20 protein-coding genes are annotated in these 16,099 nt (G+C 70.6%); 12 read left to right on the top strand and 8 right to left on the bottom strand.

What is annotated here, in order from left to right:
* Positions 1-189: 189 nt before the first annotated feature.
* Entirely contained in the window at positions 190-798 is a 609-nt protein-coding gene (locus ACZ592_RS34105) for a HutD/Ves family protein (protein ID WP_471585576.1), read from the top strand.
* Here ACZ592_RS34105 and ACZ592_RS34110 read toward each other — a convergent pair.
* On the bottom strand, positions 795-1,799 hold the full coding sequence (locus tag ACZ592_RS34110) for a YihY/virulence factor BrkB family protein (RefSeq protein ID WP_471585577.1): 1,005 nt from the start codon (positions 1,797-1,799) through the stop codon (positions 795-797). The genes ACZ592_RS34105 and ACZ592_RS34110 overlap by 4 nt on opposite strands.
* A gap of 150 nt (positions 1,800-1,949) precedes the next feature.
* On the opposite strand from ACZ592_RS34110, the gene ACZ592_RS34115 reads away from it, so the two are divergent.
* From ACZ592_RS34115 to ACZ592_RS34130, 4 genes are all read left to right on the top strand, one after another.
* On the top strand, positions 1,950-2,609 hold the full coding sequence (locus tag ACZ592_RS34115; RefSeq protein ID WP_471585578.1) for a TetR/AcrR family transcriptional regulator: 660 nt from the start codon (positions 1,950-1,952) through the stop codon (positions 2,607-2,609).
* Positions 2,610-2,707: 98 nt separating this feature from the next.
* Entirely contained in the window at positions 2,708-4,612 is a 1,905-nt protein-coding gene (locus ACZ592_RS34120) for a S9 family peptidase (RefSeq protein ID WP_471585579.1), read from the top strand.
* A 114-nt stretch (positions 4,613-4,726) separates the two neighbouring features.
* Positions 4,727-5,431: a DUF3159 domain-containing protein gene (locus ACZ592_RS34125; protein ID WP_471585580.1), complete on the top strand. Its 705-nt coding sequence runs from the start codon at positions 4,727-4,729 to the stop codon at positions 5,429-5,431.
* A 92-nt stretch (positions 5,432-5,523) separates the two neighbouring features.
* Positions 5,524-6,132, top strand: a complete 609-nt coding sequence (locus tag ACZ592_RS34130) for a GOLPH3/VPS74 family protein (RefSeq protein WP_471585581.1) — start codon at positions 5,524-5,526, stop codon at positions 6,130-6,132.
* A gap of 25 nt (positions 6,133-6,157) precedes the next feature.
* Here the strand turns inward: ACZ592_RS34130 and ACZ592_RS34135 are convergent, their stop codons facing one another.
* Positions 6,158-7,114: an NAD(P)-dependent alcohol dehydrogenase gene (locus tag ACZ592_RS34135; RefSeq protein WP_471585582.1), complete on the bottom strand. Its 957-nt coding sequence runs from the start codon at positions 7,112-7,114 to the stop codon at positions 6,158-6,160.
* 160 nt (positions 7,115-7,274) lie between these two features.
* On the opposite strand from ACZ592_RS34135, the gene ACZ592_RS34140 reads away from it, so the two are divergent.
* Positions 7,275-7,943 (top strand): TetR/AcrR family transcriptional regulator, encoded by a 669-nt coding sequence (locus ACZ592_RS34140; protein ID WP_471585583.1) that lies wholly within the window; start codon positions 7,275-7,277, stop codon positions 7,941-7,943.
* Positions 7,944-7,991: 48 nt separating this feature from the next.
* Here ACZ592_RS34140 and ACZ592_RS34145 read toward each other — a convergent pair whose 3' ends face one another.
* Positions 7,992-8,213 (bottom strand): hypothetical protein, encoded by a 222-nt coding sequence (locus tag ACZ592_RS34145; RefSeq protein ID WP_471585584.1) that lies wholly within the window; start codon positions 8,211-8,213, stop codon positions 7,992-7,994.
* 232 nt (positions 8,214-8,445) lie between these two features.
* On the opposite strand from ACZ592_RS34145, the gene ACZ592_RS34150 reads away from it, so the two are divergent.
* Positions 8,446-8,901 carry a GNAT family N-acetyltransferase gene (locus ACZ592_RS34150; protein WP_471585585.1) on the top strand — a complete coding sequence of 152 codons (456 nt, stop codon included), beginning with the start codon at positions 8,446-8,448 and terminating at the stop codon, positions 8,899-8,901.
* Positions 8,902-8,924: 23 nt separating this feature from the next.
* A complete protein-coding gene (locus tag ACZ592_RS34155) occupies positions 8,925-9,407 on the top strand; it encodes a diadenosine tetraphosphate hydrolase (protein ID WP_471585586.1) in 483 nt (160 codons plus the stop codon).
* A 24-nt stretch (positions 9,408-9,431) separates the two neighbouring features.
* On the opposite strand, the gene ACZ592_RS34160 is transcribed toward ACZ592_RS34155, so the two are convergent.
* Positions 9,432-10,415, bottom strand: coding sequence for an ArsR/SmtB family transcription factor (locus ACZ592_RS34160; RefSeq protein WP_471585587.1), 984 nt, complete (start codon positions 10,413-10,415; stop codon positions 9,432-9,434).
* A gap of 298 nt (positions 10,416-10,713) precedes the next feature.
* Here ACZ592_RS34160 and ACZ592_RS34165 point away from each other — a divergent pair, with 298 nt between their 5' ends.
* Positions 10,714-11,100, top strand: coding sequence for a hypothetical protein (locus tag ACZ592_RS34165; protein ID WP_471585588.1), 387 nt, complete (start codon positions 10,714-10,716; stop codon positions 11,098-11,100).
* Between the two features lie 92 nt (positions 11,101-11,192).
* Here the strand turns inward: ACZ592_RS34165 and ACZ592_RS34170 are convergent, their stop codons facing one another.
* Positions 11,193-11,555, bottom strand: a complete 363-nt coding sequence (locus ACZ592_RS34170; RefSeq protein WP_471585589.1) for a DoxX family protein — start codon at positions 11,553-11,555, stop codon at positions 11,193-11,195.
* Positions 11,552-12,007: a cupin domain-containing protein gene (locus ACZ592_RS34175; RefSeq protein WP_471585682.1), complete on the bottom strand. Its 456-nt coding sequence runs from the start codon at positions 12,005-12,007 to the stop codon at positions 11,552-11,554. Before ACZ592_RS34175 ends, ACZ592_RS34170 begins: the two co-directional genes overlap by 4 nt.
* A 191-nt stretch (positions 12,008-12,198) precedes the next feature.
* On the opposite strand from ACZ592_RS34175, the gene ACZ592_RS34180 reads away from it, so the two are divergent.
* Positions 12,199-13,050 (top strand): LysR family transcriptional regulator, encoded by an 852-nt coding sequence (locus ACZ592_RS34180; protein ID WP_471585590.1) that lies wholly within the window; start codon positions 12,199-12,201, stop codon positions 13,048-13,050.
* A 51-nt stretch (positions 13,051-13,101) separates the two neighbouring features.
* On the opposite strand, the gene ACZ592_RS34185 is transcribed toward ACZ592_RS34180, so the two are convergent.
* Positions 13,102-13,548 carry a MarR family winged helix-turn-helix transcriptional regulator gene (locus ACZ592_RS34185; RefSeq protein WP_471585591.1) on the bottom strand — a complete coding sequence of 149 codons (447 nt, stop codon included), beginning with the start codon at positions 13,546-13,548 and terminating at the stop codon, positions 13,102-13,104.
* A gap of 146 nt (positions 13,549-13,694) precedes the next feature.
* Between ACZ592_RS34185 and ACZ592_RS34190 the strand changes: the two genes are divergently transcribed.
* Positions 13,695-15,224, top strand: coding sequence for an MFS transporter (locus tag ACZ592_RS34190; RefSeq protein WP_471585683.1), 1,530 nt, complete (start codon positions 13,695-13,697; stop codon positions 15,222-15,224).
* Between the two features lie 70 nt (positions 15,225-15,294).
* Here the strand turns inward: ACZ592_RS34190 and ACZ592_RS34195 are convergent, their stop codons facing one another.
* A complete protein-coding gene (locus ACZ592_RS34195) occupies positions 15,295-15,618 on the bottom strand; it encodes a hypothetical protein (RefSeq protein WP_471585592.1) in 324 nt (107 codons plus the stop codon).
* Between the two features lie 104 nt (positions 15,619-15,722).
* On the opposite strand from ACZ592_RS34195, the gene ACZ592_RS34200 reads away from it, so the two are divergent.
* Positions 15,723-16,082, top strand: a complete 360-nt coding sequence (locus tag ACZ592_RS34200; RefSeq protein WP_471585593.1) for an ArsR/SmtB family transcription factor — start codon at positions 15,723-15,725, stop codon at positions 16,080-16,082.
* Positions 16,083-16,099 lie beyond the last annotated feature (17 nt).

Here is a 16,099-nt window from a genome sequence, read left to right on the forward strand (position 1 = left end):
CAGAGCTTTCCGTATCGCGGGGCCGTGTCTCAACCGGATTCGGGGCCTGGCGATCGGGCACGGTACGCCGGTCGTACGAGGCTCGGCACGCGGAGAATTGAGTGATCTGTGCTCACAACTTAGGGTGTGCCGCATGCGGTCCGGCCGTTGACGAAGATGACAGAAGACCAGGCAGGAGACGAACCCGGCATGCTCTCACCCGAGCCGTCCGCCATCGGCGCGTCCCGCGTCATCGCGGTGGCCACGCTCGAACCGCAGCGGTGGGCCAACGGAGGAGGCTGGACCCGGGAGATCCACCGTGAGCCCGCGACGGACTCTCCGGAGGCACTCACGTGGCGCCTCAGCCTCGCGGACATCGAGGGCACCGGCCCCTTCTCCCCGTTTCCGGGGATGGAGCGCCACCTGCTCTCGGCAGCTCCCGCGCCCTTGCAACTCACCATCGACGGTGCCGTCCACGACCTGCACTACACCCAGGTCGTCTCGTTCGCCGGGGACGCGGAAGCGGCCACGACCGCCGTGCAGGGCCGGGCCCAGGCGCTCAACCTCATGACGCGCACCGGCGTCCGCGGCGGTCTCGACCTGCTCCGCGGGGACGCGCAGATGCCGGTCTCGGCCGCGTCCGCCACCGCGCTGGTGATCCTCGAAGGCCTCGTCTCGCTCGGTGGCCGACGCCTGGAGCGCTTCGACACGATCCTCCCGGGCGCCGATGAGACGCGCCTCGGCCTCCAGGGCGCGACCGTGGCCCGCGTACGCGTGGAGCCGTCGGGGCCGGACGGGGCGGGGAGCGCCGCCTCCTAGGCGGGCCTGCCACCCACCCTGCGTCGCAGGCGCGCCGGCCACTTGCGGGTGTCGCGCGGTTCCACGTACGGCTCCTCGCCCTCGGGCAGGCCGCCGCTGATCGCCCGCTGGCGGGCCAGTTCCGCGTCCAGTTCGAGGCCCAGCAGGATGGACAGGTTCGACAGCCAGAGCCAGACCAGGAAGATGATGACGCCCGCAAGCGTGCCGTACGTCTTGTTGTACGAGCTGAAGTTGGCCACGTACAGCGCGAACGCACCCGACGCCGCCATCCACAGGAGCACCGCGAGCAGACTGCCCGGGCTGAGCCAGCGGAAGCCGGGGCCGCGGACGTTGGGGGCGCGCCAGAACAGCAGCGCCACCATCAGGACGACCAGGACCAGCAGGACCGGCCACTTCGCGATGTTCCACGTCGTGACCACCGCGTCGCCCACGCCGATGGTGTCCCCGGCGCGCCGCGCCAGCGGCCCCGTGAAGACCACGATCACCGCGCTCATCGCGAGCAGCAGCATCAGCGTGACCGTCAGGGCGATCCGCAGCGGCGTCAGCTTCCATGCCGGGCGGCCCTCGGGCAGGTCGTACACGGCGTTCGCGGTGCGGATGAACGCGGCGACGTAGCCGGACGCCGACCAGAGGGCCGCGACCAGACTCACCACGGCGATCACTCCGCTGGTGCCACCGCTGTCCTGCAACTGACGCACCGAGTCGTCGAGCATGTCCCGGACCGGGCCCGGGGTGAGGTGCCGCAGATTCTCCAGGACCGTCCGCGTCGCCTTCTCGCCGATGACCCCGAGCAGGGAGACGAGGACGAGGAGCGCGGGGAACAGGGACAGGACGCCGTAGTACGTGAGGGCGGCCGCCTTGTCGGGGAGGTCGTCGTCGAGGAATTCCTTGCCGGTCCGGCGCAGGACCGCTCCCCAGGAGCGGGCCGGCAGGTCGGTGGGGTCCTTGGGCTCCTTGGGCCCCTCTTCGACCGGCCCCGGATCGTCCTTCTCGGTCGTCATGGCTCGCTCCTGTGTCGCTCGTGGGCCGGTTTCCGCTGCCGAAGGCACCGCTCACGCGTCGGGTGCCCAGACGCCGACCTCTTGCACAAGATGTCACTAAGTGACACAGTGTCTCTTGAGGACATCGAGCGAGGAGGGTGACGCGGCGCCATGGAAACCAAGAAGCGCAGCGGGGGAGGAATGAGTGAGCAGCGGCGTGCGCGGCTGCGTCTGGAGATCTCCCGCGAGGCGGCCCGCCTGTTCTGGGAGCAGGGAGTGGCGGCCACCAGCGGCGACCAGATCGCGGAGGCCGTGGGCCTCTCCACGCGGACCATCTGGCGGCACTTTCGCAGCAAGGAGAGCTGCGCCGAACCGATCGTCATGCAGGGCGTCGTCACCCTGCTGAGCGTGCTGCGCAGCTGGCCCAGGGAGAGCTCCCTCGAGGACCACCTGGCCACGGAGCTGGCCAGGCTCCGTCACGAGGAGCCGCCGGTCGACATCGCCGACGAGATGCTCGGGATGAAGATGATCCGCCTCGCCGACACCGAACCGGCGCTCCGCGCGGCCTGGCTGATGGCCTGCGACCAGACGGAACAGCAGATGCGCGTGATCATCGGCGGCCGTCTCGAGCGCTCCGCCGACGATCTGGAGGTGCGGCTGCACGCCGCGGCCGCCGCCGCCGTCGTCCGGGTGCTCGACGAGCACATCGGCGCCGCCATCCTCGCCGAGGCCGACCTCACGGAGTTCACGGATGTGGTGGCCGTCTCCCGGCGCTTCGCCCACGCGATCCGCACGGCCACCGGCGGAGTCGTCGGCGATCCCGTCGCCTGAGGACATCGATCCGCGCACGGCCCCCGGACCTCGGCCCCGTACCGGGCCCCGGCCCACCGACGACCAAGCCAAGACCGACGCAGAAGGAGAGTCTCCCGATGGCCGCTGAACCGAGCGGGATCCCGCACCTCGCCGTAGAGGACTTGTTCGGCTCGCCCGTCCGCGCTGCCGCCAAGATCTCGCCCGACGGCACGAGGATCGCCTATCTCGCACCGTGGCGGGACCGGCTCAACGTCTGGGTGGAGAGCGTCGACGGCAAGGAGCCGGCGCGCTGTGTGACCACCGACGACAACCGCAGCGTGCACGTGTACCACTGGACGGACGATCCGCGCTGGCTGCTCTACGAGCAGGACGGCGACGGCGACGAGAAGTGGCACATCCACCGCGTCGACCTGGAGAACCCCGAAGCGGAGGCGGTCGACCTCACCCCCTTCCCCGGGGCGATCGCCATCGGCCTGGAGACGATGGTCACGCGCCCCGGCAAGGTGCTCGTACGGCTGAACCACCGGAATCCCGTCGAGTTCGACCTCTACGAACTCGACATCGCGACCGCCGAGTTGACGATGCTGGTGCGCAACCCCGGCCAGATCGCAGGGTTGCTGTACACGCCCTCCGGCGACCTGTACACCCACAACTGGACGGACCAGGGGGACATCGAGCTGGCGCAGTGGGACACGGAGAAGGGGAAGGTCCGCTCGGTCGCCACCTTCGACGGCGCCGACCACCCGCTGAGTGTCCAGCCCTTCGAACTCACCCCGGACGGCACCGGCGTGTGGCTCGGCTCCACCCGGGGCAGCGACCGAACCCGCCTGGTCCGGCTCGACCTGGCCACCGGCGTGGAGACCGAGGTCGACAGCCATCCGGAATTCGACATCGACATGCGGGCCGCCGTCTTCCCGACCCTGCCGTCGCCGTTGATCCGCCACCGGCGCTCCGGTGAGCTGCTCGGGGTCCGCTACCTCGGCGAGCGGCAGGTGATCCAGGCGCTCGACCCGCACTTCGCCGAGGTGCTGGCACACCTGGAGAAGCTGTCCGACGGCGATCTGGCCGGCCTGTCGTCCGACGTGGACGGGCAGCGCTGGGTGGTCACCTTCACCCACGACCGCGATCCGGGTGCCACCTACTACTACGACCACTCCACGGGCGAGAGCCGCCTGCTGTACCGGCCGTTCCCGCAACTGGCCCCCGAGAGCCTCGCACCCATGACACCGGTCACGATCACCGCACGCGACGGCCTGACCCTGCCGTCGTACCTGACCCTGCCCCTCGGGGCCGAGCCGACCGGACTCCCGCTGGTCCTGCTCGTCCACGGCGGCCCCTGGACCCGCGACAGCTGGGGCTACCACCCCATCGTGCAGATGCTGGCCAACCGCGGCTTCGCGGTGCTGCAGGTCAACTTCCGCGGCTCGACCGGCTTCGGCAAGGAGTTCCTCAAGGCCGGCATCGGGGAGCTGGCAGGGAAGATGCACGACGACCTCATCGACGCCGTCGACTGGGCCGTCGGGGAGGGGTACGCGGACCGGGACCGCGTCGCGATCTTCGGCGGCTCCTACGGGGGGTACGCCGCGCTGGTCGGGGTCACCTTCACCCCTGACGTCTTCGCCGCCGCGATCGACTTCTGCGGCATCTCGAACCTCGTCACCTTCCTGCGGACCGTGCCGGAGTTCGTGCGGCCCCATCTGATCAACAACTGGTACCTCTTCGCCGGCGACCCCGACGTACCCGAGCAGGAGGCGGAGTTGCTGGCCCGTTCGCCGATCAGCAGGGTGGACGAGATCCGCACCCCGCTGATGGTGGTCCAGGGCGGCAACGACGTCCGCGTCGTGCAGGCGGAGTCCGACCGGATCGTCGAAGCGCTCCGCTCCCGCGGAGTCGAGGTCGAGTACCTGGTCAAGGAGAACGAGGGCCACGGCTTCGTCAACCCGGAGAACAACATCGACGCCTACCGGACGGCCGACCGCTTCCTCGCCCGGCACCTGGGCGGCACGACAGCCACGGAGTGAGCCGCCGCGGCACGGGTCCCGGCTGCGAACACAGCGCCGGGCTCCGCGCCGGCGGCCCGCAGAGCAGCACCCCGCATGCCGAACCGACAACGACCGCATGGTGAGTTGATTCCGATGACCGAACCCGTACGCACGACGCACACGACGCACCTGACCACCAACACGAGCGAATCGCCCGCCGCACCTCGGGCGACGCCGAAACCGACGCCGCTGGAGCAGATGGGCGGAACGACCGGCCTCGTCTACATGATGCTGCCGATCGTGGCCTTCATCCTCGCCAACGCCTCCGTGGGGCTGACGGCCGCCACCTGCACCGCCGTCGGCGTCGCCCTGGCGATCGCGGTACTGAGGCTGGTGCGCAAGGAACCGCTCCAGCCCGCGCTGTCCGGCCTGTTCGGCGTCGCCGTCGCCTCGTTCGTGGCCTGGAAGACCGGCTCGGCCAAGGGCTTCTTCCTGACGGGGATCTGGAGCAACCTCGCTCTCGGCGTGGTCTTCCTCCTGTCGGTCCTCGTCCGCAGGCCACTGGCCGGCATCGTCTGGGGCGCGCTCAACGGCACCGGGACCGCCTGGCTCAAGGACAAGCCCTCGCGGCGCTACTACGACATCGCCACGCTGACGCTGGTGGGCGTCTTCGCGACGCGGTTCGCCGTCTGGCAGTGGCTCTACGACGAGGACAAGACGGGCTGGCTGGCCTTCGCGCGGATCGCGATGGGCTACCCGCTCCTCGCCCTTGGCCTGTTGGTGGTCCTGTGGGCAGGGCGCCGCTCGGCCAAGAGGCTGAAGAGCCCGGCGGGCGAACAACTCGACGCATCGGCCTGAGGCCCCGGCCGCCCCTGTCGCCCGCCCCGGGAACCCTGAGGAGTACCGATGCACCAGTCACTGCCCCAGAGCCTCTACCTGCTCTGCTACACGTGGACAAAGGCAAGTTCGAGCTCACCAACCTCCAGGGGCGCGGCCAACTCCTGCGCGCCGGGGCACTGACCCGACTCACCCTCGACGGCCTCCTCGCGCCGCAGGGCGGTAAGGTCGTCCGACTGCCCGCGGAGCCGCCGGCCGACGACTTCATGGCGTCGGTCTGGCGCGACGTCCCCGCGGACAAGCCGAAGAGCTGGCTCCACTTCATCCACGCCCAGGCGCACAGGGCGGAGAAGCCCGTCCGCGAACAGCTCGCCGCGAGTGGCGCACTCACGGTCGAGCACGAGAAGCGACTGGGCCTGGTCCCCGTCGACAAGGTCGTCGTCAACGACCCCCGGCAGGTTCTCGAACTCCAGGCGAGCGTCCGCGCCGCCGTGCTCGGCGGTGCCGAACCTGCGACGCTCCCGATCGACGAGCTGACCATGGCCGTGTTCGCGGCCGAGGTCGAGGTGACCAGCGTGTTCAGCGGGAAGGAACGCCGGGAGCACAAGCAGGCGTTCAAGGCACTGCCCGCTCATTTCGACGGAGTCGTCCCCGGTCTGCGCAAGGCGCTGCGCGACTCCTACCTGTCCAGCAGGGCCGTCGGTGGCGGCTGGGGCGCGTAGCCGAGGCGACGAACGGCCCTCCCGCTCATGCGATCCGGATGACGTGCTTGCCGCGGACGCCGCCGGCCTCCAGCGCCCTGTGGGCGTCGGCGATGTGGTCGAGAGGGTGGACGGTGTCCACGACGGGGACGATGTCGCCGCGCTCCGCGTAGCGCGCGATCTCGGTCAGTTCGGCGGTGTCGGGGTTGCCGCTGAAGAAGCGGATGCGCCCGGTGCCGTGGACCGTCGAGGCGAGGACCCCGGCGAGGAAGGCGAAGGGCCTGTCGCCGTCCGGCGCGACGGCGACCATGCGCCCGCCGGGTGCCAACAGGCGTCGGAGCCGGGTGTGTTGAGATCCCGCGGTGTCCACGATGACATCGAAGCGGCCGAGCCGGTCCAGGGGAGTGGCGCGGTGGTCCAGTGCTTCGTCGGCGCCCAGGGCGCGCACGAAATCGAGGTTCCCCGCACCCGCGAGAGCCACGACATGGGCGCCGAAGAGGCGACCGATCTGCACGGCGACACTGCCGACGCCGCCGCTTCCCCCGCGCACCAGGAGACGCTCACCCGGCTGGACGGCGGCCTTCTCGCGCAGCGCCGTCACCGCGGTGGTCCCGCCGGCGAGCAGCGAGACGGCCTCCTCCGGGGTGAGGTTCATCGGGGCACGCCCGATCTGGCGGGGGCGCACGGCGACGTACTCCGCCATGCTGCCGGTCCTGCGCCCCAACAGCCCCCACACCCGGTCCCCTTCACGTACTCCGGTGACCCGTGAGCCGACCTCGGCCACCTCGCCGGCGAAGTCGACTCCACCGGATTTCGGAAACGTACGCCCGGACATCAGGCGCAGTTTTCCCGAGCGGAGGAGCAGCTCGCCGCCGTTGAGGCCGACGGTGTCCACCCGTACCAGTACCTGGTCGGGAGTGATCGTCGGTTTCGGCACCCTGCCGACGTAGAGGACGTCCGGAGGGCCGTAGCGGTCGAAGAGGGCCGCGCGCATGTCGTTCATGGTCTCGTCCTGGGTCGCGTGTCGAAGGCGGGGTCATCCGCGGCTGCCGCGGTCGCGGAGCAGTCGGGACAGCCGCGAAGGCGCTGTGGGCGCCCGCTGGTAACGTCACGCTAGACCCGTAAGTGGATGACACCGTCCGTTTGCCGCGAAGTGAGAAACAATGCCTGCTCAGTCGTCTCACAATCCCTCGGATGACATTGGCGACGCGCCTTCCGGCGCGGAGCGGGCCGACCTGCGGGCAGACGCCCGGCGCAACCGGGACCGCATCGTCGAGGCCGCGCGCGAGGCGTTCGCCACCCAGGGCATCGATGTCCCCATGAGTACCGTCGCCCGCCGCGCCGGCGTCGGCGTGGCGACCTTGTACCGACGCTTCCCCACCCGCGCCGCGCTCGTCGAGGCCGCCTTCGCCGAACAGCTCACCGTGTGCGCGGCGGCTTTCGACGAGGCCCTGGCGGACCCCGATCCCGGACACGGCCTGTATGTGCTCCTGGAGAAGGTGTGCGCCACGCAGGTGACCGACCGCGGCTTCGCCTCCGTCTTCATCACGCGGTTCCCCGACGCCCTGGACCACGCCCACGAACGGGCCTGCGCCGAAGAGGGCCTGGCGCTGCTGGTCCGGCGTGCCCGGGAGGCGGGTCAGTTGCGTGCGGACTTCGACCCCGCCGACATCACACTGCTGCTCCTGGCACACGGAGGTCTCGCCGGGCAGCCTCGGGAGATCGCCCTCGCCGCCTCCCGTCGGCTGCTCGCCTACCTCTTCCAGGCCTTTCGAGCAGGGGAGCACGGGCCGCTGCCGCCGCCCGCCGGGCTGGGCCCGTTGCCGGGCTAAGCGCACCGGCCGGGCGGCGCCTGAGCCCGCACGGTCACCGGGACACGATCACTGGGACACGAGGAGCGTCGCCGCGACGATGGACGCGGCGGCCAGGCTCAGCATCACGGCACGGCTCCAGGGGAACGTCACTGCGGTGCTCCCCGGCGCCGGCTCCTGGCCGGGCAGGCCCTCGCACACGCAGCACGTGCTGTGCGCCCACTGGGAGGCCTCCAGCCAGTAGGCACCCAGCAGCTGCGCGTGTTCCCCGGAATCGCCTGATGTCTGCATGCCTGGGCAACGGGCTCGACGGGCATCCGGACACCGGTGCCATCGCGTTCGTTGCCGCGGCTTCACCACCCCGTGACTACGGCACTGCCCCGCGCATGTGCCCGCGGCGCATCCGCTCGCCGGAGCGGGCTGCCGTGACGCGCTGCGCGTGCCGACGGGGCGCCGGGCCGCGCGAGACGCGGCGGGTCCACCGCGGTCCCGTCACCGCCCCGACAGCCCTACTATGTAATCCATGAATAGCATGAGTAACCCTTACGAAATCACCGTGGGGGTGCCTTCCGTCGAGGTCTTCCGCCGCATGCGCACCGATGCCGGCCTCTCGGACAAGGATCCCGAAGCGGTGGCACTGGCCCTGCCCCACACGTGGCACGGGGTGGTCCTCAGGTACGAGGGGGAGCCCATCGGCATGGGCCGCGTGATCGGTGACGGCGGCACGGCTTTCCAGATCGTCGACATCTGCGTCCACCCGGCACACCAGGGGCGCGGGCTCGGCAAGCTCATCATGGCCGCGCTCACCGAGGAGTTGGAGCGCCGCGCGCCCGCCACCGCTTACGTATCGCTGATCGCGGACGGCCCGGCGCGCTTCCTCTACGAGAAGTTCGGCTTCGCCGACACCGCCACGCACGACTCCATCGGCATGTACCGCCTGATGGGCAAGCGCCCAGAGGGGGACGAAGGCGCACGGTGAATGCCCTTGCGTAGATTCTCCGCATGACGAGCGAGTGGCGCCGGGACCGGATCGGAAGTGCTCTGCAGGGCGAGAACCCCACCGTGGTGCGGAGGTTGAGGGCGGGGTTCGCGGTGATCGGAGACGTACAGTTCCTGCCGGGCTACTGCGTTCTCCTGGCCGACGATCCGCGGGTCGAGCGGCTGTCCGACCTCCCGAGGGCGAAACGGCTCGCGTTCCTCTGCGACATGGACGCGCTCGGCGAGGCCGTGGAGAACGTCTGCCGTCGCCGCGACCCGGAATTCCGCCGGGTGAACCTGGAGATCCTCGGCAACACCGACGCATTCCTCCACGCCCATGTGTGGCCGCGCTTCGGATGGGAGCCGGCCGGCCTGGTGGGCATGCCGGTCTGGCTCCACCCCCGCGAGAACTGGCCGGACGAGCACCGCGCCTTGGCGCCCCGGCATGACGCGCTGCGGTCTCAACTCGGCGCAGAACTCGACCGGTTGACGGCGCGGGAGGGGTGAGGCGGCTCCGGGGGCGAGTCGGTCCTACGTCCAGGAATCACCGGACAGTCCGGCCAGCAGGTCGAGTCCCAGCGGAGTGCACAGGTGCCAGACGGCCTTGCCGCTGCGGCCGGTGGAGATCAGTCGGGCCTCGCGCAGGGCTTTGGTGTGTTCCGAGGCGGAGGACTTGGCGATGTCCAGCTGCTTGGCTATCTCGCTGGTCGTGTACTGCCGCACGAGCAGTTGCAGGATGGCCGCGCGGGTCCGGCCCAGCAGTGCGGCCAGGGCGTGGCGCGAGTCGTGGCCGGAGGGGGTGCCGAGCAGGGGGAGAGGGGTCGCCGCCGCGTAGACCAGGACGCTGGGGCCGTCAGCGCGCGGGGCCACCAGCGGCCGGCCGCGCCACAGAGTGGACGGGAGCAACGCCACACCATGGCCGGTCAGGCGCAGTTCCGCCTCCTCGGGGCAGTCGTAGATCAGCGTGGTGCCGTGCCACCGCCCGCCGGGGCCCAGTCCGGCCAGCACTGAACCGATGCCGCGTCCCGCCAACAGACGTGTGCGCCAGGCCCGTTCGACATCGAAGGCGACCCGGATGTGGGCCCATGCGTCGGCGAGGACGGCACTGTAGGCGTGACGCAGTGCGGCTTCCAGCAGGTGCCAGGCTTCCCGGTCCTGGTCGGCCAGTTGGCGTACCCAGGGTGTCACCGGTCGGCCGGTGGGAAAGACACGGTCCAGCTCGGACCGGACCAGCGCGGGAGGGCTGGAGCGAACGGTGTCCAGCCCGTCCTCCAGCCCCTGGCTGAGAGGGTCGAGGAATACGGGGCCGAGAGCGGTGGGCGGGACGAGGGACATCAGTGCTCGCGCGCCGGTGGGGAACGTCTGCCGGGTCCGGCGCTGCCACGTGCTCAGCACGGGAGGAACCCAGCGCTGTTGGAGCAGGGCAAGGGCCAGGGCCAATTCCATCAACGGGGCCGGCTCCGTCGCGAAGGACACCCTCAGCAGATCTTCCGCGGTGAAGTGAAGACGCAGCATGCGGTCACCCATCCCCCTTGGGCCGTGCCGGTTCGGCTCATACTCCGCCCCGTCAGCCGGTGTGCGGCGACGGTTCGACCTGAACCGAATCGTTTGTGGCGAGCGTCAGCGGGGTTCGAGTATGAGCGGCACGGCCGACCGGGCGAAAGCAGTGAACCGGACTGTTCGACAGTGCTCGGACGGCGCACTTCGCCCCATCGCGGGCCCCGCGTCCTCCACTTCGGAGAGTACGTGCGTCACCGGACAACTGGCGTACGGCGTGAAGACGTACGCCTCGGCAGACAAGAGGAGCGTCAGAGTGAACATTCGGTCGCGCATCTCGATAGGCGCAGCATCAGCGGTCCTGGTGGGTGCGGGTGCGTTCGCCGTACCCGCCGCCACGGCCTCGACCGCCGGGGAACAGGGAGCAGGCGCCCGCATCACGGCGGCTCCGGCCGACTGCCCGGCGTACTACTTCTGCGGCTACTCGGGGAGGAACTACTCACACCTGGTGTTCAAGTTCAAGGACTGCTACCTGCAGCAGATCCAGGCCAGGACCGGCGGCTCCTGGTACAACAACCAGTCCAGGGGCACCAAGGCCAAGATGTACGACGCCAACAAGCAGTTGGTCTACACGACGCCGGGCGCGCCCTACGGTGACCCCAGCGGCAACTGGGCCGGCATCCGCTACATCGACGCCTGCTGAGCACCCATCCCTCATCCAGGGGGCCGGGGCATCCCGGCCCCCTTCGCTCAGGTCGGTGAACCCGCGCCGGCCAGACAGTCACCTGCGGGATGTCAGAGCCATGTCGTCGAGGTCAAGGCGGTCACGGCCGCGGTGGTCACGAGCGTGAGGTTGAGGGCGATCCGGCGATCTCCGCGTCGCAGGTGGACCCTGGCCGCGGCCACTTGCAGGATGACGAATCCCGTGGCCGCGGCCAGGGCCGTCCAGGGGGCGATGCCGGTCAGCGGAGGGGCGAGCAGCCCGATCGCGCCGAGCAGTTCGAGCACGCCGATCGTTCGCACGGCGGACATCGGCATGCTGTCCACCCAGGCCATCATCGGCAGGAGCCGTTCCCGGCTCCAGGCCACCTTCAGCCCGCCCCCGTAGAGGTAGAACAGGGCGAGCGGGACCGCGACGAACCAGTAGACGATGTTCACGATCGCGTCCGCGGGGCGGGGCGCGCGGGCTCCGTGGCGTAACGGCTCATCACCTGGATGTTCGCCTGTGGGGTCAGTGCCTGGCCTCCCGCGATCATGTCCTGCAGGTCGCGGAAGTACTGCACGTACAGATCCGGTGTGAACGTGCTGAGCATGACGGCGGGCTGGTCGGTCACGTTGGCGAAGGTGTGCGGTGCGCCGGGCGGAACCATCACGAGCGTGCCCGCGGCCGCGTCGTGGTCCGTCTCGCCGACCGTGAAGCGCACCGTACCGGAGACGACGTAGAAGCCCTCGTCGTGCTGGGCGTGACGATGCTGCGGCGGGCCCGGCGTGTGCGGCGCGAGGACGGACTCGGCGACGCCGAGCCGGTGCCCGGTGTTGCTGCCGTCCTCGAGGATGCGCAGGCGCGTGGTGCCCAGCACGATCGTCTCGCCGCCGTCCGGGCCGACCACCGACACGGTGGCGGCGGGCTCGGAGGCGGCGGGATGCGCGGGAGCGGCAGGCTCGAAAGTGGGCGGCTGAGTGGTCTTGTGCATGGTCTTGTTCTCCGGCTCGTCGGGCATGCCTCGATTCCACTGCCGGGGCGCCGCGACTGTCCAAGACCTGTTCTTCGTTCCCGATACCGCGTGGGTATCGTCGCAGCATGGAGCTACGGACGCTGCGCTATTTCGTCGCCGTTGCCGAGGAACTTCACTTCGGCCGGGCCGCCGCCCGCCTGCACATGAGCCAGCCGCCGCTGAGCCGGGCGGTCAAGCAGGTGGAGACGGAGGTCGGGGCCGCGCTCTTCGACCGGGCGCCCTCGGGCGTCACGCTCACGCCGGTGGGCGCGGTGCTCCTCGACGAGGCGCGCTCGCTGCTCGAGCACGCGGACCGGGTACGGGTGCGCGTGGCCGCGGCGGCGGGCGCGGCGAGCCTCACCGTCGGAATCCTGGGGGACACCGCCGACCCGGGCGCCACCCGGCTGGCCGACGTCTACCGCCGCAGATACCCGCACGTCGAAGTCCGCGTCCGCGAGACCGATCTGACCGATCCCACCTGCGGGTTGCACGCCGGTCTCGTCGATGTCGCCCTGACGCGGGGGCCGTTCGACGAGGCGGGTCTGACCGTGCGGCCCTTGCGTGCCGACCCGGTAGGTGTGCTGTTGCGGAGCGACGATCCGCTGGCCCGTCACGACCGTCTGAAACTGTCCGACCTGTCCGACCGCCGATGGTTCGCGTTCCCGGAGGGCACCGACTCCGCCTGGCGGACGTACTGGCACGGCGGGGAACCCCGCGAGGGGCCGGTGGTGCGGGCCGTGGCGGAGTGCCGACAGGCCGTCCTGTGGAACGGCACGGTCGGCATGACGCTTCTGCACCACGATCCGGGAGAGGGGCTGGTCGTGGTGCCGCTCGTCGACATGCCGCCGAGCCGTGTCGTGGCCGCGTGGAAACGGGACGACACGAATCCGCTCATCCGCTCGTTCGTGCGGCTCGCGGGGGACGCGTACCGGGACTGACCCGGCGCCTCCGGTGTCTCCGGCCCCGTTCCTCCGGGTCCCGCCCGCGGTTCAGTCGCGCGGCCACGGCCGTCCGTCGAGGCGCTCGATGTCGCGGTTGAGGCGGCCGAGGCACTCCGCGAGCTGGGCCGCTTCCTCGGGCGTCCAGTCGGCGAGGACCTTCGCCAGGCCGGTCACGTTCTCGGACCGGTCGTCGTCCAGGCGCCGCCCGCCCTCCGAGGTGATGGCGAACTTGCGGGCGATGCCGCCCTCGGGGTCGGGGATGCGCTCGACGACTCCGGCCCGCACCATGGCGGCGGTCTGGCGGTTCAGGGTCGAGGTGTCGAGACCGAAGGCATCGCGCAACTGGCCGATGGACATGGGCCCTTCGGTCAGGATCCTGCTGAGGATGATGTACGCACTGCGGTCGAGACGCGTGCCGCCGCGGGAGGTGATCAGGCTCATGTGCCGGCCGAGGAGCATGGTCTCGAACTCGATCTGATCCAGCGGCTTTTCCATGCGAGGTTCCCTTCGGCTCCCGGGCTTGCCTCCCGGTCGAGACGGCCGCCTCGCAGTAGATGTATCACGGATTGTATGCATCTAGCACATCATGCGCATGGCGCACGTGACGTGCATGATGCATAGCTCGTGTACCGTACACATCGATTCCGTGGTGTCGTGCCACGGCACGGCACCTAGGAGCACCCGTGGACAGTGCGCAACCGAAGACCAGTGCGCAACCGGCGACGACCCCGGGCGTCGTGGTCGGCATCCTCGCCTCCGGGGGCATCATCGCCGCGATCACGCAGACCCTGGTCGTGCCCCTGATCGCGGAACTCCCCGAACTGCTCGGCACCTCCGCCTCCAACGCCTCGTGGGTCATCACCGCGACCCTGCTGGCCGCCGCCGTCGCGACCCCTGTCGCCGGCCGCCTCGGTGACATGTTCGGCAAGCGCCGCATGCTGCTGGCCTCCCTGATACCGCTGTTGGCCGGCTCCGTGGTGTGTGCCCTGTCCTCCTCCGTCGTCCCGATGATCGTCGGCCGCGGTCTGCAGGGCATGGGCATGGGTGTCGTGCCGCTCGGCATCAGCCTGCTGCGCGACGTGGTGCCCCCGGAGCGGCTCGGCTCCGCCATCGCGATCATGAGTGCTTCCATGGGGGTCGGCGGCGCGCTCGGCCTGCCGCTCGCCGCCGCGATCGCGGAGAACGCCAGTTGGCGCGTGCTGTTCTGGGTCGTCGCCGCCCTGGCTCTGGCCGTCGGCACGCTGATCCGTACCTTCGTCCCCGCGGACCGGGAGAACACCGCGCCCGGCGGTTTCGACCTGCTCGGCGCCGTCGGCCTCGGCGCCGGTCTGGTCTGCCTGCTGCTCGGCGTCTCCAAGGGCGCAGACTGGGGCTGGGGCAGCGCCACCACGCTGGGCCTGTTCGCCGCCTCGGTCGTCACGCTGCTGGCCTGGGCCTGGTGGGAACTGCGCCTGAGCGAACCGCTGGTCGACCTGCGCGTCACCGCGCGCCCCCAGGTCCTGATGACGAACGTGGCCTCGATCCTGGTCGGGTTCTCCATGTACGCCCAGTCCCTCGTCGTGCCCCAACTGCTGCAGCTCCCCGAAGCCACCGGCTACGGCCTGGGCCAGTCGATGATCGCCATGGGACTGTGGATGGCGCCCGCGGGACTGATGATGATGGCCATGTCGCCGCTGGGCGCCAAGCTCTCCGCCGCCCGTGGTCCCAAGGTCACCTTGGCGGTGGGCAGTCTGGTGATCGCCGTCGGCTACGGCCTCGCGCTGCCGCTCATCAGCTCCGGTTCCCCGTGGAGCCTGCTGATCGTGACCATCGTCTGCAACACGGGCGTCGGGTTCGCCTACGGCGCGATGCCCGCGCTCATCATGGGCGCGGTCCCGCCCTCGGAGACCGCGTCGGCCAACAGTTTCAACACCCTGATGCGGTCGATCGGCAGCTCGGTCTCCGCCGCCGTCATCGGTGTCGTCCTGGCCCAACTGACCACCGACTTCGGCGGCTACGCGCTGCCCTCGGAGGGCGGCTTCCGCGCCGCGATGGCGATCGGCTCCGGCGTGGCCCTGACAGCCGCGGTCGTGGCCGCGCTCATCCCGGTCCGTCCCACCGGAGTCCGGCCGGCCCCCGCCGCGGCCGCCGTACCGGTGGCCTCCACCGAGGCGCCGGAGACCAAGGCCTGACCGGCTGCCGGCACGCCCGTCGGCACGGTCGGCTCTCCTCGCCGGCGAGGGGCCGGTGCGACGGCTGCTCCTACACCCAGTTCGCCCACCCGAAGACGAAGAGGTAGGTCCGCCGCAGGGCGTCCGCACCCCGGACGCCTCGCAGGTGCGTGACCGCCAGCGTCACGAGAAACGACACGGTGAACGCTCCACCCACGAGTGCCCCCACCAAGGGCCCCGCTGCGAAACCCGCGACCACGCTCGCGACGCACACGATGCCCAGGCCGAAGTGCGCGGCAGGCAGGTCGGCGCGCACTGCCTCGCGCGCCTGCTCGCGTGCCGTCCGCAGGTCGGAGTCGTAGCGCTCCCGTGCTGCCTCCGAATCGGCCGCGGGGCCCTCGGGCCACTGCTCCACTACCCATCCCCTCCGTCGGTCCCGAGCCGAACCGCCCGACGGGACCGCACCGTGACTCCCCGGCCGCACCGATTATCCATGGCGTGCGGTTCTACGATGAGGCCATGCCGGCGCGCGATAAGTCCTCACCTGCACACCATGGGCACCAACAGGGACCGGGCAAGGAGCAGTTGGAGACGGCCACGACCGTGTTCGCGCTGCTCGCCGACCCGACCCGCCTGCATCTTCTGTGGGTGCTTGCCGGGGGAGAGGCGGACGTGACGGAACTGGCCACCGTGAGCGGGGCGGCGCGGCCCGCCGTCAGCCAGCATCTGGCCAAGCTCCGGCTCGCCGGGCTCGTCCAGGCCCGCAAGGACGGGCGCCGCATGGTGTATTCGCTGCGCGACGGTCACCTGCGCCGCCTGGTCACCGAGGCGCTGAACCACGCGGACCATCAGGTCACCGGCGAACCGTGGCACCTCTGAGTTTCCGGCATTTTCAC

This window comes from Streptomyces sp. NPDC040622, from assembly GCF_055593965.1.